This window comes from Acidocella aluminiidurans (assembly GCF_055383125.1).
This window is the reverse complement of sequence record NZ_AP031589.1, coordinates 1,233,209-1,256,055: the sequence shown is the minus strand read 5'-3', so window position 1 is coordinate 1,256,055 and position 22,847 is coordinate 1,233,209. Positions and strand designations below refer to the sequence as shown.

At 61.9% G+C, this 22,847-nt stretch carries 21 protein-coding genes; 7 read left to right on the top strand and 14 right to left on the bottom strand.

The annotated features are described in order from the left end of the window. Positions 1-50: 50 nt before the first annotated feature. The 6 genes from ACZ46S_RS06425 to ACZ46S_RS06400 all read right to left on the bottom strand — a co-directional run bounded on the left by ACZ46S_RS06425 (position 51) and on the right by ACZ46S_RS06400 (position 5,953). Complete coding sequence (locus ACZ46S_RS06425; RefSeq protein WP_464063807.1) at positions 51-917, bottom strand: 3-hydroxybutyryl-CoA dehydrogenase; 867 nt, start codon at positions 915-917, stop codon at positions 51-53. 2 nt (positions 918-919) lie between these two features. Further along, positions 920-1,849 (bottom strand): electron transfer flavoprotein subunit alpha/FixB family protein, encoded by a 930-nt coding sequence (locus ACZ46S_RS06420; RefSeq protein WP_464063806.1) that lies wholly within the window; start codon positions 1,847-1,849, stop codon positions 920-922. Between the two features lie 2 nt (positions 1,850-1,851). Continuing rightward, positions 1,852-2,601, bottom strand: a complete 750-nt coding sequence (locus tag ACZ46S_RS06415; protein WP_295740603.1) for an electron transfer flavoprotein subunit beta/FixA family protein — start codon at positions 2,599-2,601, stop codon at positions 1,852-1,854. 93 nt (positions 2,602-2,694) lie between these two features. Then, positions 2,695-3,855, bottom strand: a complete 1,161-nt coding sequence (locus ACZ46S_RS06410; protein WP_464063805.1) for a pyridoxal phosphate-dependent aminotransferase — start codon at positions 3,853-3,855, stop codon at positions 2,695-2,697. 1 nt (position 3,856) lies between these two features. Then, positions 3,857-5,113 carry a gamma-glutamyltransferase gene (locus ACZ46S_RS06405; protein WP_464063804.1) on the bottom strand — a complete coding sequence of 419 codons (1,257 nt, stop codon included), beginning with the start codon at positions 5,111-5,113 and terminating at the stop codon, positions 3,857-3,859. Positions 5,114-5,182: 69 nt separating this feature from the next. Beyond that, positions 5,183-5,953 carry an SDR family NAD(P)-dependent oxidoreductase gene (locus ACZ46S_RS06400; protein WP_464063803.1) on the bottom strand — a complete coding sequence of 257 codons (771 nt, stop codon included), beginning with the start codon at positions 5,951-5,953 and terminating at the stop codon, positions 5,183-5,185. A gap of 252 nt (positions 5,954-6,205) precedes the next feature. On the opposite strand from ACZ46S_RS06400, the gene cysD reads away from it, so the two are divergent. Genes cysD through ACZ46S_RS06385 form a run of 3 tightly spaced genes read left to right on the top strand, consistent with a single transcriptional unit; the run spans position 6,206 to position 9,812 of the window. Beyond that, positions 6,206-7,168, top strand: coding sequence for a sulfate adenylyltransferase subunit CysD (gene cysD / locus ACZ46S_RS06395; RefSeq protein ID WP_464063802.1), 963 nt, complete (start codon positions 6,206-6,208; stop codon positions 7,166-7,168). After that, positions 7,168-9,078, top strand: coding sequence for a sulfate adenylyltransferase subunit CysN (cysN, locus tag ACZ46S_RS06390; protein WP_464063801.1), 1,911 nt, complete (start codon positions 7,168-7,170; stop codon positions 9,076-9,078). Before cysD ends, cysN begins: the two co-directional genes overlap by 1 nt. Beyond that, positions 9,075-9,812 carry a 3'(2'),5'-bisphosphate nucleotidase CysQ gene (locus ACZ46S_RS06385; RefSeq protein WP_464063800.1) on the top strand — a complete coding sequence of 246 codons (738 nt, stop codon included), beginning with the start codon at positions 9,075-9,077 and terminating at the stop codon, positions 9,810-9,812. The genes cysN and ACZ46S_RS06385 overlap by 4 nt, the downstream gene beginning before the upstream one ends. 9 nt (positions 9,813-9,821) lie before the next feature. On the opposite strand, the gene ACZ46S_RS06380 is transcribed toward ACZ46S_RS06385, so the two are convergent. From ACZ46S_RS06380 to hpnA, 7 genes are all read right to left on the bottom strand, one after another. After that, entirely contained in the window at positions 9,822-11,702 is a 1,881-nt protein-coding gene (locus ACZ46S_RS06380) for a putative bifunctional diguanylate cyclase/phosphodiesterase (RefSeq protein WP_464063799.1), read from the bottom strand. Between the two features lie 122 nt (positions 11,703-11,824). After that, complete coding sequence (gene shc, locus ACZ46S_RS06375) at positions 11,825-13,738, bottom strand: squalene--hopene cyclase (RefSeq protein WP_464063798.1); 1,914 nt, start codon at positions 13,736-13,738, stop codon at positions 11,825-11,827. 60 nt (positions 13,739-13,798) lie between these two features. Beyond that, positions 13,799-14,980 (bottom strand): hydroxysqualene dehydroxylase HpnE, encoded by a 1,182-nt coding sequence (hpnE, locus tag ACZ46S_RS06370; protein ID WP_464063797.1) that lies wholly within the window; start codon positions 14,978-14,980, stop codon positions 13,799-13,801. Beyond that, complete coding sequence (hpnD, locus tag ACZ46S_RS06365; protein ID WP_295740623.1) at positions 14,981-15,826, bottom strand: presqualene diphosphate synthase HpnD; 846 nt, start codon at positions 15,824-15,826, stop codon at positions 14,981-14,983. Then, the gene (gene hpnC / locus ACZ46S_RS06360; RefSeq protein ID WP_464063796.1) at positions 15,823-16,692 is read right to left on the bottom strand and encodes a squalene synthase HpnC; all 870 of its coding nucleotides are present in this window, start codon (positions 16,690-16,692) and stop codon (positions 15,823-15,825) included. Before hpnC ends, hpnD begins: the two co-directional genes overlap by 4 nt. Continuing rightward, the gene (locus ACZ46S_RS06355; RefSeq protein WP_464063795.1) at positions 16,689-17,792 is read right to left on the bottom strand and encodes a glycosyltransferase; all 1,104 of its coding nucleotides are present in this window, start codon (positions 17,790-17,792) and stop codon (positions 16,689-16,691) included. Before ACZ46S_RS06355 ends, hpnC begins: the two co-directional genes overlap by 4 nt. Then, complete coding sequence (hpnA, locus tag ACZ46S_RS06350) at positions 17,789-18,811, bottom strand: hopanoid-associated sugar epimerase (protein WP_464063794.1); 1,023 nt, start codon at positions 18,809-18,811, stop codon at positions 17,789-17,791. The genes ACZ46S_RS06355 and hpnA overlap by 4 nt, the downstream gene beginning before the upstream one ends. A 77-nt stretch (positions 18,812-18,888) precedes the next feature. Between hpnA and ACZ46S_RS06345 the strand changes: the two genes are divergently transcribed. The 4 genes from ACZ46S_RS06345 (at position 18,889) to ACZ46S_RS06330 (ending at position 22,391) form a co-directional block, all read left to right on the top strand. After that, positions 18,889-19,836 (top strand): ferritin-like domain-containing protein, encoded by a 948-nt coding sequence (locus ACZ46S_RS06345; protein ID WP_295740631.1) that lies wholly within the window; start codon positions 18,889-18,891, stop codon positions 19,834-19,836. Next, positions 19,833-20,837 carry a lysylphosphatidylglycerol synthase domain-containing protein gene (locus ACZ46S_RS06340; protein ID WP_464063793.1) on the top strand — a complete coding sequence of 335 codons (1,005 nt, stop codon included), beginning with the start codon at positions 19,833-19,835 and terminating at the stop codon, positions 20,835-20,837. Before ACZ46S_RS06345 ends, ACZ46S_RS06340 begins: the two co-directional genes overlap by 4 nt. Positions 20,838-20,915: 78 nt before the next feature. Next, positions 20,916-21,173, top strand: coding sequence for a GlsB/YeaQ/YmgE family stress response membrane protein (locus ACZ46S_RS06335; RefSeq protein WP_295740635.1), 258 nt, complete (start codon positions 20,916-20,918; stop codon positions 21,171-21,173). A gap of 96 nt (positions 21,174-21,269) precedes the next feature. Next, complete coding sequence (locus ACZ46S_RS06330; protein WP_464063792.1) at positions 21,270-22,391, top strand: MFS transporter; 1,122 nt, start codon at positions 21,270-21,272, stop codon at positions 22,389-22,391. Here ACZ46S_RS06330 and ACZ46S_RS06325 read toward each other — a convergent pair. Further along, positions 22,382-22,807 carry a lysophospholipid acyltransferase family protein gene (locus ACZ46S_RS06325; RefSeq protein ID WP_464064266.1) on the bottom strand — a complete coding sequence of 142 codons (426 nt, stop codon included), beginning with the start codon at positions 22,805-22,807 and terminating at the stop codon, positions 22,382-22,384. The genes ACZ46S_RS06330 and ACZ46S_RS06325 overlap by 10 nt on opposite strands. Positions 22,808-22,847 lie beyond the last annotated feature (40 nt).

Genomic DNA, 22,847 nt, shown 5'->3' with positions numbered 1-22,847 from the left:
TCAGCCCCGCGTCGGTAAAGAGATACGATTCAAGCTATTCGCAGAGGACTCTAGGCTTTCGCGGCACTTTCGTAATTGTAAAATCCGCGCCCGGATTTACGCCCAATCCATCCGGCATTCACATATTTCACAAGCAGCGGGGCAGGGCGATATTTGTCTTCGCCCAGTTCCGCATGAAGCACGCGCATGATCGAAAGCAGCGTGTCCAGTCCGATAAAATCAGCCAGCGCCAGTGGCCCCATCGGATGATTGGCGCCGAGCTTCATCGCGTTATCGATCGAATTTGCGTCCGCAACGCCTTCCGCCAGCATGAAGATGGCTTCATTCAGCATGGGGCAAAGCAGGCGATTGACGATGAAACCAGGGGCGTCCAGCGCAATCGCAGCCGTCTTGTTCAGTTGCGCGGCAAGTTTGGTTGCCAGTTCATAGGTATTTTCCGAGGTGGCCAACCCACGGATGATCTCGACCAGCTTCATCATCGGCACGGGATTAAAGAAATGCAGCCCGATGAATTTATCCGGCCGCCCGGACAACGCGGCCAGAGCGGTAATGGAAATCGAGGAGGTATTAGAGGCCAATATGGTCTCCGGCGCCAGAACATCCTTGAGTTCCGCGTAGATCGCCTCTTTGACAGGCAGGGATTCGGGAACGGCTTCGATGACGATATCGGTTCCGGCCAAGGCATGATAATCGGTCGAGCTGGTGAGGCGCGCCAGCGCGCTGGCTTTGTCGGCTTCCGTTATCGTCGCCTTGGAGACCTGCCGGTCCATGTTTTTATGGATCGTTGCCAGGCCTTTATCCAAAGCCGCCGCGAACGCGTCCACGAGCACCACCTCAAAACCGGATATCAGCGCCGCGTGAGCGATGCCGTTTCCCATCAAACCCGCGCCGATGATACCGATTTTGCGGATGCTCATGATTAAAGGGCCTTCTCTAGTTCGGGCAGAATCGTGAACAGGTCGCCGACAAGTCCGTAATCGGCCACCTGAAAGATCGGCGCGTCCTCATCCTTGTTGATGGCCACGATGACCTTGGAGTCCTTCATGCCGGCCAGATGCTGAATGGCGCCGGAAATGCCAACCGCGATGTAAAGCTCGGGGGCGACGATTTTACCGGTCTGGCCTACCTGATAATCATTGGGCACATAGCCCGCATCGACGGCGGCGCGCGACGCGCCAACGGCGGCGCCAAGCTTGTCGGCGATGGGCTCGATCAGCTTGGCGAAATTATCGCCCGCCTGCATGCCTCGGCCGCCCGAGATGATGATGCGCGCGGCGGTGAGTTCCGGCCGTTCGGACTTGGAAATCTCCTCGCCGACATAGATTGATTTTTCCGCAGGGCGGGGCGCGGAAATGGCCTCAACCGGCGCAGCGCCGCCTTCCGCGGCGACGGGGTCAAAGGAGGCCGCGCGCACGGTGATGATTTTCACCTTGTCAGCGGATTTGACGGTCGCCATGGCGTTGCCGGCATAGATCGGCCGGACGAAGGTATCGGCATCGACAACATCCGAGATATCGGAAATAGGCTGCACGTCCAGCAGCGCCGCGACGCGGGGCAGGACGTTTTTTCCGGATGCGGTGGCGGCCTGCAGAATATGGCTGTAATTTCCCGCAACCGACATGATCAACGCGGCCATCGGTTCAGCGAGGTGATGCGCATAAGCCGCGTCATCCGCCACCAGCACCTTGGACACGCAAGCGAGTTTCGAAGCCTGTTCGGCGGTGTCGGCGACATTCTGGCCGGCGACGAGCACATGCACATCGCCAAGCCGGGCCGCCGCGGCAATGGCCGAGCGCGACGGCTGCTTGATGCCGGTGGCGTCAAAATCAAGGATCACCAAAGACGTCATGATCAGATCACCTTTGCTTCGTTGCGGAGTTTTTCGACCAGGCTGGCCACGTCCGGCACCTTGATGCCAGCTTTGCGCGTCGGCGGCTCGCTGACATTGATCAAGGTCAAACGTGGCGAAACATCCACGTTAAGATCCGCCGGCTTGAGCGTATCGATGGTTTTTTTGCGGGCTTTCATGATGTTCGGCAGCGACGCGTAGCGCGGCTCATTCAGCCGCAAATCCGCGGTGATCACGGCCGGCAGGGTCAGTTTCACCGTCTCCAGGCCGCCGTCGATTTCGCGGGTCACGGTCGCGGCGCCGTCGGCGATCTCAACTTTCGAGGCAAATGTCGCCTGCGGCCAGTCGAGCAGGGCGGCGAGCATCTGCCCGGTTGCATTCATGTCATCGTCGATCGCCTGCTTGCCGAGGATGACCGCCTCAACACCTTCCTTGAGCGCCACTTCCTTCAGGATTTTGGCGACGGCCAAAGGCTCAACAGCGGTTTCGGTTTCCACCAGAATGCCCCGGTCAGCGCCCATGGCCAACGCGGTCCGGATGGTTTCCTGGGCCTGGGTCACGCCGATCGAGACCGCGATGATCTCAGACGCGATGCCTTTTTCCTTCAGGCGAACGGCTTCTTCCACGGCGATTTCATCGAAGGGGTTCATCGACATTTTCACGCCCGCGGTTTCCACGCCAGACCCATCGGACTTGACGCGAACCTTGACGTTATAGTCGACCACCCGCTTCACGGCGACCAGCAATTTCATTTTGATACCTCTGAACTGTCCCTCGAAGGGTCATCCTTGATATGCGATGCCCGACGCTTTGGATAGCCTTTATTTACTCGCGAGTAAATAAACTCAGCCGAGCCGTTTCAGCCTGGAGATGGCCGCTTCGACATCCTCCAGAGGCCCGCAATAGCTGAGGCGGAAATACCGGCCGCCGCGTTGCGCGTCGAAATCCAGGCCCGGCGTGGCGGCGATATTCTGCTCCGCCAGCAGGCGCGCGCAGAAGGCGGCGCTGTCCTGAGCCCGGCCTTCGATATCGGCGTAAAGATAGAAGGCGCCATCTGGTGGGGAGAATGTGGAGAAGCCGGCATCCCGCAACCCCGCCATCAGCACCTCCCGGGCATGGGCGTACCCGGCGCGATTCGCTTCGAGTTCCACCCGGCAATCCATGGCGGCCTCAGCCGCCACCTGCGCGATATGGGGCGGGCAGATGAACATATTCTGGGCGAGGCGCTCGGTGATGCGCACCATGTCCTCGGGCAGCACCATCCAGCCGATCCGCCAGCCGGTCATGGAAAAATACTTGGAAAACGAGTTGATGACGATGGCGCTCGCGGAATATTGGGCGGCGGAGGCCTGCGGCTTGCCGTAAGTGAGGCCGTGATAGATCTCGTCCGAGATCAGGCGGATTCCGGCCGCATCGCAATAATGGCAAAGCGCAGCCAGCTTGTCCGGCGCGAGCATCGAGCCGGTGGGGTTCGCCGGGCTGGCGACGATCAGCCCATCAGGCTTGCGGGGCAGGGCGTCGAGCATTTCCACCGTCGGCTGAAACCCTGTCTCGATGCCGCAAGGCAGGACCAGCGGCCGCAGCCCGAGTGCCAGTAAAATATTGTAATAAGGCGGGTAGTAGGGTGCTGCGAGCGCGACCACGTCGCCAACGTCGAAGCTCGAAAGAAACGCCAGGGGAAATCCGCCCGAGGCGCCGACGGTTACCGCGATGCGGTTGGGCGAGACGTCTATGCCATACCAGTCGGCGATATGCCGGGCGATCCGGGCTTTCAGCGATGGCAGGCCCAGCCCGTCAGTATAGCCCAAGGCGGCGCCGCTCCGCAGGGCGGCCTCAACGGCCTGGCGGGCTCCTGCGGGCAGGCCGGTCCCCGGTTGACCGACCTCCATGCGTAAAATCTTCGCCTCACCGGCTTTCAGGTTGGCGGCGCGCTGGTTGGCGGCGAGGATGACATCCATCACCTGAAAGGGCGGGACGAGCCGTCCCGCGCCGATTTTCAGAGCCAATTCAGCGCCCGCCGATGGCCAATCCATGGGCGCCCGGCGCGGTGCTGGCGCGGCAGCTGGCCTCGCCGCCGGGGACATTGTTCGGGCAGGAGATGATATTGGCGCGGCCAGGGGCGGGGATGGGTGCGTTTTTGCCGCTCAACGCGTTGTCGAGGCCAATGCGCGCCGCCGCCGCCGCGGCGTTCTGCCCGGTGCCGGTGGCCGCCGCCCGGAAGGCGTAGCTGCCGCTGGTATAGGCCATTTCGGCGGCCAGATCCGGCGTTGGGGCGGTCCTGGGCGAGGCGGCCAGCAAGATGCCGGTGCCCGGCGCAATCCGCCCCGTGCCAAAGAGATTATTCATCGAGGTCACGCAAATCACCGCGCCGCCCTTTTTGTCCAAGGCCATGAAGCTAGCCGAGGCGGGCAGCGCCCGTCCGTCGGCGTCAGGCGACACGGGCAGGCTGGCGACCTGATAATCCCCCTGCTGCGTTATGTCCGGCGCGCCATAGTGCGGCGTCGCGTTCACCAGATCGCCAGTGGTCAGGCCGCCGCCGGCTTGGTCGGCGGCCTTTGCGAATTGCGCCGCGCCGATGCCCGCATAGAGCCCGTTCACGCCGTTCACGCGCAGGCTCTCCAGTGTGGCGGCCAGGTCGGGCTGCTGTAAATTGGCGCCCGCCGCCAGCAGCGTGCCGCCGGGGGCGAACACCGCCGCAGCCTGCGGGTCCGCCAGCAGGGCGTTGCCCACCACCTGGAGATCGCTCTCCAAGGCCTGCGAGACCGGGGCGCCGCCGGCCAGCCGTTCGGCCGGGACAATCACCGAAGATAGCGGCAATTGACCATAGCGGACCTGCATCGCCAGCAGCCCGCGCGCCAGCAGCGGCACGGCGGCCGGGCGGTCGCCGCTCGTCTGCGCCGGAAGCCCGGCGGGGAAGCTCAGCATGACCGGCTTCTGCATTTTCCCATCCGGGCCGGGCATCTTGATGATGCAGGCGCCGCCGCCGCCGAGCCCGCCGCGGGAGGGCAGGGTCACGGCCTGGGCGAAGCCTTCAGCCGCGGCCGCGTCAACCGCATTGCCGCCACGGTTCAGGATGTCGCGCCCAATCACCGCCGCCTCGGGCTCGTCGGCCACGGCATAACCGAACTGGGAGGGCACCGTTCCGGAGGTCGGGCTGCCATCGTTCAAGCCGAGCAACTCATGTCCGAGAGAGTGGCCGACACCGCAGCCGGTGAGCAGGGAAAAGGCGGCGAGGGCGCCGAGGGAGCGAAGGCGGTTCTGCAAGTTAATTGACCCTTGAGACACGTGACCCGGTTTGCTTAGCCGTGAACGCCATGACTCGCAACGCCAGCCTCACGGTACGGCCAAAGACGGGTTTTCCAGGAAGACGACATCCCGTCCGCGCCTCTGCAGCACCTGTCCGCCGTCGATCACCAGCGTCTGGCCATGAAAGGCGGGGCTGGCGAGAATGAAATCGATCGCGTTCAAAATCTGATCCGGCGTACAGCCCTGGCCCATCGGGTTGTTGCGATGGCTGCGCTCGAACTCCGCTTCCGACTGCAATTTGCTGATCAGGGTCAGCCCCGGCGCAATGCCGGCGACGCGCAGTGTTGGCGCCAACGCCATGGCGTGCATCTGGATCATGCCCTGCAGCGCGATTTTCGATAGGCTATAGGAGAAGTAATCCGGGTTGAGGCCAAACACCTTGTTATCGACGATGCTGATGGCAACACCAGCCTTATTCCGGCTGACCAGGGATTTATACATATATTGGGTGAGCAGCGCCGGGGCGAAGAGATTGACCCGCATATGCGCTTCCAGCCCCGCCGGCGTCACCGAAGCCGCGCTGTCATAGTCAAAGCCCGAGGCGCTGTTGATCAGCAGGCCGAGGGGGCAGATGCTGTCACATTGGCGGAAGGCCGCCTCGACCTGTTGCGCATCGCCAAGATCGGCGCCGACCGCGCTGGCATGTCCGCCGGCGGCGATAATATCGTGGACAACCTGGTCAGCGCCCTCGGCGGAGTTGTGGTAATGCACGAAGATATGACGCTCGCTTGTGCCGAGATGCCGCGCGATGATGCCGCCCAGCCGCCGCCCGCCTCCGGTAACCAAGACGCCTTCCATGATCTTCCCTCTTCGACCGATAACTGCCCTGAGGGAAATAGACGAGCCGCCCGGTAAACCCAAGCCCCGGCTGGCGGGCGATATGGGTCCAGAAAAAACGCCCCTTGATGCGGGACGTGGGACAAAAAAATCGCACCAGATGTCGCCGGTCGGCAATAAGCTCCTGAATCCTGTAGGGAATTCGTGTTTGGGCTTGCCAGAGCGGTTCAGCCGGTGCATTGCGCAGCCTGTATGAAGGCCTAAATTGATCGAATGCCAGCTTCCCAGGAGTGCGCTTTGTTGAAGACACCTGATCTGCCCGCCACTGCCGCGCCGCAAATTTTGACGCATTTGCAGCGCCTGGAAGCTGAGGCCATCCATATCATGCGTGAGGTAGTGGCGGAGAGTGAAAACCCCGTCATGCTGTACTCCGTGGGCAAAGACAGCGCGGTGATGCTGCATCTCGCCCGCAAGGCCTTCTACCCCTCGCCCCCGCCATTTCCGCTGCTCCATGTCGATACGACCTGGAAATTCAAGGCCATGTATGAGCTGCGCGACCGCATGGCCAAAGAGAGCGGCATGGAATTGCTTGTTTATCAAAATCCGGAAGCGAAAGAGAAAGGCATCAATCCTTTCGATCACGGCCCCTTGCACACGGATATGTGGAAGACCGAGGGGCTGAAGCAGGCGCTCGACAAATACGGGTTTGACGCAGCCTTCGGCGGCGCGCGCCGGGATGAGGAAAAGAGCCGCGCGAAGGAGCGGATTTTCTCCTTCAGGTCGGCCAACCACCGCTGGGACCCCAAGGCGCAGCGCCCGGAATTGTGGAATCTCTACAACGCCAGGAAAAACAAGGGCGAAAGCATTCGCGTCTTTCCAATATCCAACTGGACCGAGCTGGATATCTGGCAATATATCCAGCTGGAGCGCATCCCGATCGTACCGCTTTATTTCGCGGCTGAACGCCCTGTCGTGGAGCGTGACGGGTTGTTGATCATGGTCGATGATGACCGGTTTCGCCTGCGCGATGGTGAAACGCCGGTTATGAAATCCGTCCGGTTTCGCACGCTTGGCTGCTATCCTTTGTCGGGTGCGGTTGAAAGCCAGGCTCATTCCATCAGTGAAGTGATCCAGGAAACCCTGCTCACCACCACCTCCGAGCGGCAGGGGCGTGTGATCGACAAGGATGCAGGTGGCGCCAGCATGGAAAAGAAGAAGCAGGAGGGATATTTCTGATGTCCGAAATTCAGACCGGCTCCTATAAGGTCGATGCGCTGATCGCCGAGGATATTGACGCTTATCTCCTGCAGCATCAGCATAAATCCCTGCTGCGCTTCATCACCTGCGGTTCCGTCGATGACGGAAAATCGACCCTGATCGGGCGCCTGCTGTATGATTCAAAAATGATCTTCGAGGATCAGCTGGCGGCACTTGAGTCCGATTCCAAGAAAATCGGCACGCAAGGGCAGAATATCGATTTTGCGTTGCTGGTTGATGGCCTCGCGGCGGAGCGCGAACAAGGGATCACCATCGACGTCGCCTATCGGTTCTTTGCGACTGAAAAGCGGAAATTCATCGTCGCAGACACGCCAGGCCACGAGCAATATACCCGAAACATGGTGACGGGCGCCTCCACGGCTGATCTTGCCATCATTCTCGTCGATGCGCGCAAGGGGATTCTGACCCAGACGCGACGCCACTCTTATCTGGCCCATCTCATCGGCATCCGGCACCTCGTGCTGGCGGTGAACAAGATGGATCTGATCGGATATGATGAGCAGAAATATGATCGCATTGTCGAGGAATATAGAAGCTTTTCGCAAAGCATAGGGATCAAATCATTCACCCCCATGCCGATCTCCGGGTATGTGGGCGACAATATCACCGCGCGCTCCAAGAACACGCCCTGGTATACGGGCGTGCCCTTGGTCGAGCTTCTCGAAAATGTTGAACTGGATGTGACGGCGGACCAGGGCAAGGCGTTTCGCATGCCGGTGCAATGGGTGAATCGGCCGAATTTGGATTTCCGCGGCTTCTCCGGTCTCGTCGCGACAGGCTGCGTCAAGCGCGGTGATGCAATTCGTGTTCTGCCGTCCGGAAAAACCTCTTCGATCGATCGGATCGTGACATTCTCGGGGGATCTCGAGCAGGCTGTCGCCGGCCAGTCCGTGACGCTGTGCCTGGCCGACGAAATCGATTGCTCGCGCGGCGATGTGATCACCGCGGCCGATGAGCCGGTGCAGGTTGCCGACCAGTTTGAAGCAACCATCGTCTGGATGGCCGACGAGATGATGACGCCTGGCCGCTCTTACTGGATGAAGATCGGAACACAGACGGTTTCGGCTTCAATCCAGGCGCCCAAATATCAGATCAACGTCAATACGCTCGAGCGGACGGCGGTCAAGACGCTTGAGCTGAACGCGATCGGTGTCGCGAATATCACCACCGACCGCGCGATCCCGTTCGAAGCCTACGAGACCAACCGAACGCTGGGTGGCTTCATCATCATCGAAAAGATGACGAACGCGACTGTTGCGGCCGGGATGCTGCATTTCTCGCTCAGGCGGTCTCAAAACGTGCATTGGCAGGCGCTTGATGTGTCGCGGGACGTTCGAGCCAATTTGAAAAACCAAAAGCCTGTGGTGCTTTGGTTCACGGGGCTTTCCGGCGCGGGCAAGAGCACGATTGCCAATCTGGTCGAGAAAAAACTGGTCCGGATGAACCGGCATACATTCCTGCTCGATGGTGACAATGTTCGTCATGGCTTGAACAAGAATCTTGGCTTCACGCAGGCCGACCGTATCGAAAATATTCGCCGCGTCGGTGAGGTCGCGAAGCTGATGACGGATGCCGGGTTGATCGTCATCACCGCCTTCATTTCGCCGTTCCGCTCGGAGCGTGACATGGTACGGCAGATGATGGCACCGAATGAGTTCGTCGAGGTGTTTGTTGATACGGCCTTGGAGGAAGCAGAACGGCGCGATGTCAAAGGGCTGTATAAGAAGGCGCGATCGGGCGAATTGAAGAATTTCACCGGGATCGACAGCCCCTATGAGGCGCCGCTCGATCCAGAGATTCGCATCGACACGTCCAGGATGACGCCAGAAGAGGCCGCGGACATGATCGTGGAGAGGCTGATTCCGTGACCGATCTTGAATTGGCCAAGGCCATCGCGGAGGCGGCGGGGAAATTGTTGCTTGAGCTGCGGGGGGCGGGCTTGTTCTCCGGCAAGGCGTTGGGAAAGGCCGGGGATCGCGTCGCGAATGCCTTCATCATGGAGGCGCTTGCAGAAAATCGTCCGCATGATGCCGTGCTCTCCGAAGAGGAAAGAGACAATCCGTCCCGGCTGCAGGCGGAGCGTGTCTGGATTGTCGATCCGTTGGACGGCACGCGCGAATATGCCGAAGGCCGCGATGATTGGGCGGTTCATGTCGGCCTTGCGATCAATGGCGTGGCCAAAATAGGCGCGGTCGCTCTTCCCGCAAGCGGCGTGGTCATGCTCTCCGAGCCTCATGACGTAAAGCAGAGCCCTGAAAAATTGCGGATGCTTGTCAGCCGTTCGCGGCCGGCGAAGGAAGCGCTCGATGTCGCCGAGGCTCTGGGGGCGGAGCTGGTGCCGATGGGCTCCGCGGGCGCTAAGGCGATGGCGGTTCTGCGTGGTGATGCCGATATCTATCTCCACACCGGAGGGCAGTATGAATGGGATAATTGCGCCCCGGCTGCTGTAGCTTTGGCGGCTGGATTGCATGCCTCACGCGTGGACGGAACTGATCTGGTCTATAACAATGCCGATCCTTATCTGCCGGATCTGCTGATCTGTAGGAAAGAATTGGCGCCTCAGGTTTTTCAAAAACTATCCGCGTGCCGCCCGGTTGAATAACGGAACCTTTTAAAACGGGCTGGCTTCGATCGGCCAGGATGGCGCAGGGCGGCCGAAATGGTAGCCCTGCATCAATTGAAATCCTGTCTCGTTGAGTGTCTGCTTTTGCGAAAGCCGCTCCACCCCTTCGGCGATCACGTGCAACCCGAGAATTTTAGAAAGATGCAAGATACCGGCGGCCATTTTTTCTGAGTTCGCGGTTTGACCGACCCCAGCAATCAGCGAACGATCGACTTTTAAAAGATCGAAGGGGTATTTATGCAGCCAGCTTAATGAAGAATACCCGGTCCCGAAATCGTCGAGAGCCAGGCGGAAGCCGCGCTGCTTCAAATCCTCAAGAATGTTCAGGGAACGTTCGGGATAGGACATTGCGGATTGTTCCGTGACTTCAAGAATAAACCGGCTTGTCGGCACGGCTTCGTTCAGGCAGATCGCTTCGAACTGAGCGGGCAGTTCGGTGTTCGCCAACTGTACCGCCGAGATATTCAAACTGACCAAGCTATTCGCATTGCCGCCTTTTTGGGTGTGGTTTTTCATCCAGTGACATGCGGATCTCATGACATGCAAGCCGATTTCGTTGATCAGCCCAGTCTCCTCGGCCACGGAGATGAATTCTCCCGGGGGAATGATGTCGCGCTCTCTTTGCCAGCGCAATAGCCCCTCATAGGCAAAGACATCGCCGGTGAACGTATCGATGATTGGTTGATAATGCAGTACAAGTTCGTTGCGGTGAACAGCTTCCCTGAGTTCGGCTTCAAGCTCAACGCGCCGCTCGACCGTCTTGTGCATTGGCGATTCGAAGCGAACAATCGGTTGTTCCTTATGCCGTTTCGCCTCATACATGGCGATATCGGCGTCGCGCAGTGCGGGTTCGTGGTCCTCGTAATGGCTGAGGGCGCCGACGAGCCCGATACTTACGCCGATTGTATAAGGCTTGCCGCCTAGCATGTAGGGGGCGGTAAGAGAGGCCAGCAAGGTCTGTGCTGTTTTTAAAATCGCATCAGGATCCTCGTCTATGCTCTGCAGCAAAACGAATTCATCACCGGAATGCCGCCCGACAATGCATTTATCCTGCGAGGACGCGTCCTGGAGTGTTGATGAATTGCACCGTGCGGCCAAAGCCGACAATCTTTCAGCCACCTGAATCAGAAGTTCATTGCCTCTATGATGCCCCAAACTGTCATTGATGAGTTTGAAGCGATCGAGGTCAAGAAACAGCAGGCCGTAATCCGGACCGCGGCCGCTCGCCTTCGCCGCCATCGCGGCCCGCATTTCCGCAAAGAAGCCTTTGCGGTTCAGCAACCCTGTCAGAGAGTCGTGCGTTGCATCATGCTCGGCCAGTGTCCTGGCCCGCTCGAGCTCTTCGGCCAGTTGATGCTGCTCCTGCAGCGCCTGCTTCAAGTCGCTCGCCGTCTGCGTTGCCGTTTCCGCAAGTAGGCTTTTTTCAAAAACGGTTTTTTCCAACGCGTCGGCTTGCGCCAACAGCAGATCCGCCAACTCGATAATAAACGCTGACGCGCCGCTCATCATGATGAAAGGCTCGAACCGGTTTGAATCGCATCTCGCCAGGGCCGCGCGGCAAGCCACGGAAAGCGGTGTATCCTCGCTTAAAATGAGCGTTTCCGGTTTCGCTGAGGCGATCAGTTCCCGTAAGGGGCGCTTTAAAAAAACCTCCCGCCCAAATGGCCGGCTGATCACCGCAAAAAACACACGGCGGCTCAACAGGGTACGGCTTTGGTGGTTTTCCTCGATTATGACCCCGGGAAGCGCCTGTTCTCTCTGAAAAAGCGCTTCCAGCGTAATCGCGGTTTCGTCGATGGAGATGATGTTCGTCCAAGCTTTGAATTGATTCTCAGGCCGGAAAATCGAAGCGAGTCGAATATCATCCATAAAATCGAGCGTAACCGCCAAAACAAACGACGTGAAGAGAAAGTTACGTTACGTTAGGAGAGATTCTGTTCAAAAATCAAGACGATTTTTGTGGGTTTGTCTTTTTGCTCTATTTTCCCTTGTCAGAAGCCAAATTCGACATGGCGGTCATTTCGGGCGATCAGCCGTTGGTAGCGGCTGAGTGCCAGAACCGGGAAGAAACGCGGATAGCCGTGATATTTCAGATAGAAGACGCGCGGAAACCCGACGGCATTATAAGGCGCTTCGCTCCAGCTTCCATCGGTGCCTTGCGCCGATTGCAGATATTGGATGCCACGTTGCACGGCTTCATGCTCCACCAATCCCGCCGCCATCAAGCCGAGCAGGGCCCAGGCCGTCTGGCTCGGTAGGCTTTGGGCGGCGACGCCGTGGAATTCTCCGGCAGGCGCGTCTGCGTAGGTCTCGCAATCCTCGCCCCACCCGCCATCGGGGCGCTGTTTGGAGATAAGCCACGAAGCCGCCTTTTCGATCATGGGATCGTCATGCGCAATTCCGGCTGCATTCAAGGCGCACAGCACCGACCAGGTGCCGTAGATATAATTCGTGCCCCAGCGCCCAAACCAGGACCCGTCAGGCTTCTGCGTCTCTCTCAGGTAGGCAATGCCGCGCTGGATCGCGGGCTGGTCCTCGGCGTGGCCAAGCTGCGCGAGAAAAGAGATGCAGCGCGCGGAGACATCCTCGGTCGGCGGGTCGAGCAGCGCGCCATGATCCGCGAACGGAATATGGTTGAGATATTGCCGGTCGTTGTTGATATCGAAGGCGCCCCAGGCGCCGTTGGTCGATTGCATGCCGATGATCCATTCCCGCGCGCGGGAGATGCTTTCGGCATATTTCGGGTCGCCGGCGCGGTGCAGCAGCATCGCCACCACGGCGGTGTCATCAACGTCGGGGTAATGCGGGTTGTTGTACTGGAAGGCCCATCCGCCGGGGCGTGTGCCTGGCGTGTTATCGGCCCAGTCACCGACAAGTTCCAGTTCCTGACGCGGGATCAGCCAATCGCAGGCGGCGGCAAGCGCGTCCTTGTCGCCGGCTTCCGCCAAGGCATGTCCGGCGAGCGCCGTGTCCCAGACAGGTGACAGGCAAGGCTGGCAATAGGCCTCGGTCTCGCCCACCACAAGCAGTTTGCGAACAGCATTCCAGGCGATGTCAAAATGCGCGGCATCGCCGAAATGGTCAAACATCATCGCGGCATTGGCCATTGCCGGATAGATGGCGCCGAGCCCATCCTCACCGTTGAGCCGCTCGATGCTCCAATCGATCGCCTTGCGCACGGCCTTGTCGCGGGTGCGCATTGGGAAGGCCGGTTCGGCGATCCGCAGCACATCGTCCAATATCTTGAAGGCCGGGCCCCAGGCGGATTTGTAGGGGCCGCGAATCCAGTCCTTCACCTGATCGGGCGGGGTGACGAACAGCTCGTCGATGCGGATCTGGCGGGGATTGCGCGCCCGTGGCTTCACCGCCGCCAAGACCATCAGCGGCACCATCACCGTGCGCGACCAGTAGGATACTTTGCGCATCGTGAAGGGGAACCAGTCCGGCATCAACACCGCTTCCACCGGGATGACGGGGCAGGCCGTCCAGGGCACGGCACCGAACAGGGCCATCTGAAAGCGGGTGAAAACATTGCTGCGTTCGGCGCCGCCGGCTGCCAATATCGCGGCGCGGGCGCGGCGCATATGCGGCGCCTCCGGGCTGTCGCCGATCGCCTTCAGCGCGAAATACGCCTTCACCGAACAGGAGAGATCCATTTTGCCGCCGTGAAACAGCGGCCAGCCGCCTTCACAGCCGGGGTAGTCGCCCTGGATCCGGCGCAGATAGACGCCGATCTTGGCTTGCAGCCCGTCATCGATGCGGTCGAGATAATGCTCGAGCAGCACATATTCGGCGGGAATCGTGGCGTCGGCTTCCAGCTCGTAGCAATAATGCCCATCTTCGCGCTGCTCCGTGCGGAGGGAGGCGCGGGCCTGTTCAATCGCATCGTCCAGAATGGCGTTCATCGGAGCGGATTTGGCAGTTTTTTCCGGGGTTTTCCAGTGCCTATGCGAGCATGGCTGAGATTAGATCTGGCTCAGCAGGGCCTTGGCCGCGGCCTCGCCCGAGCGGATGGCGCCTTCGATCGTCGCCGGCAGGCCCGTGTCGGTCCAATCCCCGGCCAGCGCAACCAAAGGGCGGGGGCTGCGCGGCCCTGGCCGCTTGGCCAGCTGCGCGGGGGTGCAGGCGAATGTGGCGCGCTTTTCCCATAGCACCCGATAGGGCCGCAGCTTCAGGGTTTGGCCCAGCACTTGGCAGACCTCCCCCCAGACCTGTGCCGCGATGGCATCCTGCCCCAGATGCGCATGGCGGTTGGCGGCCGAGATGGTGACGGAAATCACGTTCTCGCGCAGGAAGATCCATTCCGTCAGCCCGCCGATGACGCCATGGAAGGTCGCTTCCGCGGGCCCGCGTGGCGTTTTGAAATGCAGGTTGCAGATCGATTCGAACGCGTCGGGCACGTCCAGCTCCGGCATCAGCTCTTTCGCAACCCAGGGCGGAACCGCCAGGATTGTCGGCTGGTCCGGGGGGAGGTGGGTGACGCGCTCGCCAAACCGCAATTCGGCGCCGCGCTGCCGCAGCCAGGCCAAGGCCGGGTCCACGAAGCTTTCCGAAAGCCCCAGCCTGGCCCAGCGTGGCAAGGCGGCAAAACCGCCGCGCTCCACGGTTTCCGCCAGCACAGCCCCCAAAGGCTGGGCGGCGGCGATGTCTGGCATGGTGTTGAGGGCGGCGATGGCCAGCGGCTCCAGCAGGCGCTCATAAAGCGGCCCGCGCCCGACCAGCGTCTCGACCAGATCACTGGGGCGCGCCTGCAGCAATCTCTTCAAGGCAAGATAATCCACGAGGCGCGTGCCGGGCACGCGCCGGCGCGGCGCGGCGATCCACCAGGGTATCCGGCCGTGATTCAGCCGCAGCGTCCAGCCGCGATTGGTCTTCAGGTCGTGAAACGGAAAATTTGCCTCGTCCGGCCCGGTAAGTGTGTCCTCGGCGCCGATCCGGCGTAGATAACGCAACGCATCCTTGTTGCCGGACAGCAGCAAATGGTTGCCGTTATCGATCCGGCAGCCGAGCTGCTTGTCGAAATAGGAGCGGGCGCGCCCGCCGGCCTGTGGCGCTGCCTCGGACAGCAGAATCTGATGGCCCGCCTCCGTGAGGGCGCAGGCGGCTGAAAGCCCGGCCAGCCCGGCGCCGATGACGTGGATTTTCATTCAGCCCACCAGAAGCTGTGCGGCCAGCCAGAGCTTGCGCCATTTCGGCAGGCTCACCCGGCCCCGGCGATAATCGAAATGCCGCCGCCGGAGTTGCGCGAGCAATGGGCGGTAGCTGGCCTCCATCATGCGCGCCGGGCGCATCGCCTTGGCATCGCAGCTTGCCATCGCGGCGTGGGCACGGCTGAAATTCTGCTCGGCCATGGCCGCAACCGCGCCGCAGGCCCGCGCCAGGCCGGGGGCATCGAGAATCCGCGCCGGGTCCGCCGGCACGCCGGCCGCGGCAAGATGTTCCGCCGGCAGGTAGATGCGTCCACGGGCCGCGTCCTCGGCCACGTCGCGCAGAATATTCGTCAGCTGCAGTCCGCGGCCGAGCGCATGGGCCACCTCATCCGCCGCCGGGGAGGCGTCGCCGAAGACCCGCACGGAAAGCCGCCCGACTGCGGAGGCGACACGGTCGCAATAAAGATCGAGAAACGCCAGATCCGGCGCGATGATCGGCGCCCCCGCATCCATCTCCATGCCATCGATGATGGCGATGAAATCCTCCTGGCGGGGCTGATAATCCTGGATCACGCTCAGCAAGGCGCGGGTGACGGGACAGTCCGCGATGCCCTGCCCGTACAGCGCGGAAATCCGCTCGCGCCAGCCCTGCAACTCCGCCTGTTTGGTTGGAAAATCCCGTCCTTCCTCATCGGCGATGTCATCGACGATGCGGCAGAACGCATAGATCGCATACATCGCATCCCGGCGCTCGGGGGCAAGGATTTTCATGCCGTGATAGAATGAGGTGCCGGACGCCTTCACCAGCGCGGTGATGAAGGCGGTATCGTCGGGGCGGATCATAACGCGTATCTGAGCCCTTTCAGGCTGGCGTTGAGAAGGTCGAATTTGGACAGCTTGACCCGTGTGGCCAGCGGATCGCCGGCGCGCAACAACGACGTCAGCCGCCGCGCCAGCGCGCAGATGATCGCGGTTTCAATCCGCAGCCGGCGGGATCTGACGCGCCCTGGCAGGGCGGCGGCGTCGCGGTTCAGCGCCTCCGTGGCGTCCAGCATCCTGTCGAAGACCAGCCGCAGGGCCGGACTTGTCTCTGGCCGGGCGATGTCGTCCGTGGTCAGGCCCTGTTCGCGCAACCAGCTCTGCGGCACATAGCAACGGTCCAGCGCGCGCAGATCCTTGGCGCAATCCTGCAAATGGTTGAGCACCTGCAAACTGGCGCAGAGCGCGTCCGAGGGCGCCCATGTCTCCCGGGATTCGCCATGCACATCGAGCACATAGCGCCCGACCGGGGCGGCCGAGTAGCGGCAATAATCCAGCAACTCCTCCCAGCTTTCATAGCGCAGCTTGGTCACGTCCCGCCGGAACGCCACCAGCAATTCGCGCGCATGCTCAGCCGTCACGCCGGACTCCGCCAAGGACTGGCGCAGCGTCAGGGCGCTGGGGCTGCCTTCGTCCAGGGCGCCGGTCAGCACCGCCTCCATCGCGTCCAGCCGGGTGATCTTGTCGGCCGCCGGCAGGGTCGCGCTGTCGGAAATATCGTCGGCATTGCGGGCGAAATCGTAATAGGCATGCACCCGCGCGCGCAGCGGCTTGGCGATCAGCAGCGAGGCGACGGGAAAATTCTCATCGCTTTTGTCCTTGCCGGACCAGGATTCGACGCTGTCTTCCCGGCTGGCGAAGCGCGGCGCGGTGTTGTCATTGGCGATCATGTTTTATCCCCGGCATAGGCGCGGCGCTTCCATTTGGCGCCGCGCCCCAGCCAATGGTTGCAGGCGGAGCCGATGGTGGCGGCCATGTAGAACAGGGCAATGGCGGGCAAGGCGATGGCATAGGCCCGGTGCACCTTATAGCGGTCCAGGGTCGGGAAATAGGTGAGGGCGGCGATCGCCCAGATGGCCAGCCCCAGCGCCGCGCGCCAGCCAAACCCGGTGCAGAGCGCGGCGAAGGGAAAGACCAGCCAGACCAGAGCCAGCCCGATGATGGTGCCGGCGAGCAGCAGGGCCGAATAGCGCAGCTGGGTGAAGGCCGTCCGCGCGATCATGTCCCAGATATCGCCGGGGGCGGGGTAGGGGCGGATCGAGGTCGCGAGACCGGAATGGCCGAGATAGATCGGCCCTGATTTTTTCACCTTGCCCGCCAGCGTCACGTCGTCGATCAAGGCGTCGCGCATCGCTTCCAGCCCGCCGATGCGCGCGAGCGCGGCGCGCTTGATCAGCACGGTCCCCCCCGCCGCGGCGGCGACGCGCGAGCGCGGATCGTTCACCCTGGCGAAGGGATAGAGCATCTGGAAAAAATAGATGAAGGCCGGGATCAGGAATGTCTCCGCCCGGGAAGCGCAGTTCAGCCGCACCATCTCGGAGACCATGTCCAGCCGGTCACTGTTCATCTTGGCCACCAGACTGGCCAGATGCCGTGGGTCATGGGTGATGTCCGCATCCGCGAACAGGATCACCGGCGCCTCGCTGGCCGCCACCCCTTGCGATAGCGCCCACAGCTTTCCCGACCATCCGGCGGGTTTCGGCGCGCCGGTCAAAATGCTCAGGCGCGGATCCGCGCCCGCCGCCGCCGCGGTGCCGTCCGTGGAGTTGTCGTCAACCAGAATGACGCGAAACGGCCCGGCATAATCCTGCGCCAGCAGCGAGGCGATGACCGGCCCGATCGTCTCCACCTCATCGCGCGCGGGAATGATGATATCGACCTGAGGCGTCTCCAACGGCAAGGCGGGTTGCAGTTCCGGCGCTGAATCCCAGAACCGCCCATGAAAGAAGGCCAGATAGAGCCAGATCGCGAAGGCCAGCAGCAGGATCATGTCAGGCGCCCTTCCTTGCGGAACCAGATCAGCGCATCCGCCACCGCCTGGCGCGCCGGGCGCGGCGCGTAGCCCAGCTCTGTCCGGGCTTTATGCGTGGAAAAGAACATTTTTTTCTTGGCCATGCGAAGAATATCCGGTGTCATCAGCGGGGTCTTGCCGGTGCGCTCGGCGATGCGCTCCATCGCCCAGGCGAGCGGCATCAGCGGCGCCAAGGGCAGGCGCAGTTTCGGCGCGGCGCGCCCGCTGAGCTCGGCCACGAGCGCCAGCAGATCGCGCAGCATCAAATCCTCGCCGCCGAGAATATAGCCCTCGCCGGAGCGGCCTTGCGTCAGGGCCAGCAGATGCCCGGCCGCGACATCGTCCACATGCGCGACATTCAGGCCGGTATCGACGAAGGCGGGCATCTTCCCCCGTGCCGCATCCAGCACCATCTGGCCGGTCGGTGTGGGTTTGACATCGCCCGGGCCGACCGGCGTGGAGGGATTCACGATCACGATATCCTGCTCTTGCGCCAGGCGGCGTACGGCCTGCTCGGCATCGTACTTGCTGCGCTTATAGGCGCCGACATGGTGGGCCGGGAGGATAAGGGTGGTCTCGTCCGCCGGGGAGCCGTCATCCGTCAGCCCGAGTGCCGCGACCGAGCTGGTATAGATGCTGCGCTCCACCCCGGCGCGCTGCGCGGCACGCAGCAAGGCGACGCTGCCATCGATATTGACCTTGCGCATCGCGGCCTCGTTGGGCACCCAGAGCCGGTAATCGGCCGCCACATGCAGCAGATACCGGCAATCCTTGAGCGCCGCCGGGAAGCTTTCGGGCTCGGCAAGGTCCAGATAGACAGCCTGATCCTCAAACCCGGCAAGATTGCGCCGGTCGGAGTTTTGACGCGCCGTCACCCGCACGCGATACCCCGCCGCGCGCGCCGCCTTGGCGACGGCGGCCCCGACAAAGCCGGTCGCCCCGGTCACCAGCACCAGATCACCCTGTGCCAATTCGTCTTCCTCGTGCTGTGCAGTCATCCGGCCGGCGCCATATACCGTACAGGACACTGGCTGTAGAACCCATTGCAGCCTTTGGCGCAACACCGAGGATGAAGATGAACGAGATTCGTGTGATCCCGACAAGAGCCGCCGCCACGGAAGATGAGGTGGTTTCGGCCGATCACCAGGCACGGCATTGGCAATTCCCGGAGGCCGGCCCGATCAAGGCCGGGTCGGACGCGCATTTTCGGATGTTCACCAGCCTGCTCGCCGCCACCTATAATCCCTACAAACCGGCGGTGCTGGACTGGCCAAAGCTGGAACCGGAGACCTTAAGCCGGATCACCGCCCTGCCGATCTGGGACATCGCCGTGCAGACGGAAATCAAGGCGGCCGCCCGAATCGCCTTTTATGCGCAGACCGTGCCGCAACCTTCATTGCGCGCGGCATTGCTGCATATGTCCGGCGAGGAGGCGCGCCACCGCGATGTGCTCTCCCGGCTGGTTTCGGCCTACGGCATCCCGATGCGGCCAGAACCCGATTACGCGCTCCCCAACGACGCCGAATGGGGCTGGCTGGTCACCGGCTTTTCGGAATGTATCGATAGTTTTTTCGCTTACGGGCTGTTCGAGCTGGCCAAGCGCTCGGGCTATTTTCCGGCCAAGCTGGTGGAGACCTTCGAGCCTGTCGTCCAGGAGGAAGGCCGGCATATTCTGTTTTTCTCCAACTGGTTGGCGTGGCGGCGGGCAAATCTGCGATGGTATCTCCGGCCCTGGTTCGAAGCGAAAATCTGGGCGGTCTGGGCCTATCTGATCTATGAGCGGATCGGCTTGGCCAAGGATGTGGATGGTCTGGAAGGGGCGGATGCCAATTTCACCATGAACGGGTCATCGGCGATCAGTGACGAGATGGATCTTCCCAAGCTTTTGGAAATCTGTCTGGAAGAGGATAAAAGGCGCATGGCAGGGTATGATGCACGCCTGAAACGCCCCGGGACGATGCCGTTTCTGGGGCGCCTTGGCCTGTGGGTTCTGCGCTTGAAAGCACGTATTCAGAGACGTTGAGAAAATATTTGTCGGTAAAAAGCAAACTTATCCCAGCGGTGCTGACGCTGGCCGGGCTGGCGGTCATCACCGGGCTCATCGTCTATTTCGGCGCGGCGGACGTGTTGCGGGCGCTGGCATCGGTCAGCGCGCTGGGGGCGGCCGAATTTGTGCTGGCCCAGCTGGTCATTCTGCTCGGGCTGGGGGGAAGCTGGCGGATCCTGCTGCGCTCACGGCAGAAAGGCTCTTACTGGCTCTGCGTATGGGGCCGCGCCGTGCGCGACGCGACCGGCGAGTTCCTGCCATTCTCCCAGGTTGGCGGATATGTTCTGGGCGCGCGCGTGATGACGTTGGGCGGGGTGGCGACGGCCGACGCCGTGGCCTCGACGCTGGGCGACATCACCACGGAATTCCTGGCGCAGCTGGTTTTCGTCGGGGTCGGGTTGGTCATCCTCTCGAACAAGGTGCCGGGCTCGGAATTATTGATGCCGGTGTCCATCGGCTTGGCCGTCGCGATGTTTTTGGGGGTCGGGCTGATCGTCGCGCAACGCGGCTCCGGGACCAAATTGTTTAAGGCCCTCGCCACCCGCATCGCCGGAACAACCGGGCAGGGGGCGGCCGACCACGCGGAAAAGCTGCAAAGCTCGCTGAACGGCATGTACACCCAGCATCACCGTCTCGCCTGGGCTGCCTTTGTCCATTTCCTGTGCTGGATTGGTACCGGGACGGCGTCCTATATCGGGTTTCACGCTCTGGGGGTGGATTTATCCTGGATCGATGCGGTTTGTATTGAAGCGATGCTGCACGCGATCATGGCGCTGGCCTTCTTCATTCCAGGGCGCGTTGGCGTCCAGGAAGCGGCCTACACCCTGCTGGGCGGATTGTTCGGCATTCCGCCGGACATCGCCTTGTCGCTGTCGCTGCTGCGCCGCGCGCGGGATTTCGTGATCGCGGTGCCGGTGCTGATCGTCTGGCAAGGGCTGGAGGCGCGGAAGCTGAAACTCAACATGAACGCCGGGTGAAGTTCTGGACGCAATGGTTGTGTGAGGGCGGGGCGCCGCCCATTTCGGTGACGAGGTAACTTTTCCGGAGTCATAACCATGTCAATCGTCGGTTGGATCGTTTTGGGGTTGATCGCCGGCTGGATCGCCAGCCTGATTGTCGATAATGGCGGCCGCGGTCCGGTCATGGACATCGTGCTCGGCATTGTCGGCGCGCTGGTCGGCGGCTGGATTTTCGCGGCTCTGGGCGCTGTCCCGGTGACGGGATTTAATCTCTGGTCGCTGTTCGTGGCCGTTGTCGGGGCGGTGGTCGTGCTGGTCATCTATCACGCCATCGCCGGACGCCGAGCGTTGTAAGTCATTGTCATATCGATCTTAGAAGGGGCCTCGCGGCCCCTTTTTTGTTGACGGGCCGCGCTTGTCCGCCGGCCGGGGAGGGGATAGGTTCCGGCCATGAATGCGCGGGTCTGGACGGTAAAACTCGTCTTCAGTGTGGCGGGTTTCGGGATCTCGGTCTGGGCCTTTCTCATTCCCTATACGAAGATCAGGTTTCAGCTGGACGACGCCACGCTGGGCGGCATTCTTCTCGCCGGTGGCACTGGCGGTGTCGCCGCCATGCCGCTGGCAGGGCTCGCGATTCGACGCTGGGGGAGCCGCAGCTGCATCGTCGCCTGCGGGCTGGTGATGGGGCTGATGCTGCCCTTGCTCGGCATGGCGCCATCGCCCGAAATCTTCACCCTTCTGCTCTTCGCCTACGGCGTGAATTTCGGCCTCCTGGATGTGGCGATGAACGCGCAAGGGGCCGCCATCGAGGCGCGATCGGGCCGGCTGCTGATGTCGGGTTTCCATGCCTGCTACAGCATCGGCACGCTGCTGATCGCCCTGGCCGACAGCGTGTTTCTGAAATTGGGGACGCCGGTTTTGGCGATTTGCCTGGTGAGCGCCGCGATGGTGCTGGCCGGGCTGACGCAATCCTTCCGGCTGCTGCCGAAATCAGCCGATTCTCCGCCGGTCTCGCGCCAGTTCGTCTGGCCGAACCGGCGGGCGGTGATATTGGGGCTGTGCTGCTACGCCGCCTTCATGACGGAAGGGGCCTGCACCGACTGGAGCGCCATCTATCTGCGGTTTTCCCGGCATATGCCGATCGACGAGGCGACGCTGGGCTTTGCCGCCTTTGCCGTGATGATGTCCCTGGCCCGGCTGACCGGCGACCATCTGGCGATGCGGTTTGGCCAGACATCCATCATGCGGCTCGGCGCGCTGGTCAGCCTGCTGGGGTTTGCCCTGGCGATTTTCATCCCCTTCGGCTGGGTGGGGGTGATCGGTTTCGGCCTGGTCGGGTTTGGCACGGGCAACATGGCGCCGCTGCTGTTCAGTGCCGCATCGCATGTGCCCGGCATGTCCGTGCAGCACGCCATGCCGGTGGTTGTCGGCATCGGCTATGCCGGGTTTCTCAGCGGGCCGGTGATGATAGGCTTCGTCTCCAACCGGTTCGGGCTGGAGAGCGCGTTCGGTCTGGATGCGATCCTGCTCGGCCTCACTTTGTTCGCCTCAAGAAGCGTGGCTCACCCGTAAAACAGCGCCGTCAGGGTCGCGAGCAGCTCTTCCCGGCTCATGCCCGGCAAAATCGCCGGGTGGATGGTGATATGTACCGGCCCTGGGGATTTCTGAAACGATTTGCGCCCCCAGCGGAGGCCGGAATCGGTCGTCGCCGGCAGCAACGGGGCGGAGAGCCCCTGCGCCATGGCGGCGATGCCATGGCGCAGCTCGCCGCGCACGCCTGGCGCCACCCGCGTTCCTTCCGGAAAAATCACCACCTGCCGCCCCGCCGCGACCGCCTGATGCGCGCGCTCGACCATGTCGCGCAACGCCTTGCGGCCACCGCTTCGGTCAACCGAAATCATGCCGCTCGGCTCGAGCAGCGCGCCGAACAGCGGGATGCGCTTGAGCTCTTTCTTGAACACGAAGGCCGGGGCGGGCAGCAGGCTGATCCAAAGCAGGATGTCCAGCGCCGATTGATGCTGCGCGGCG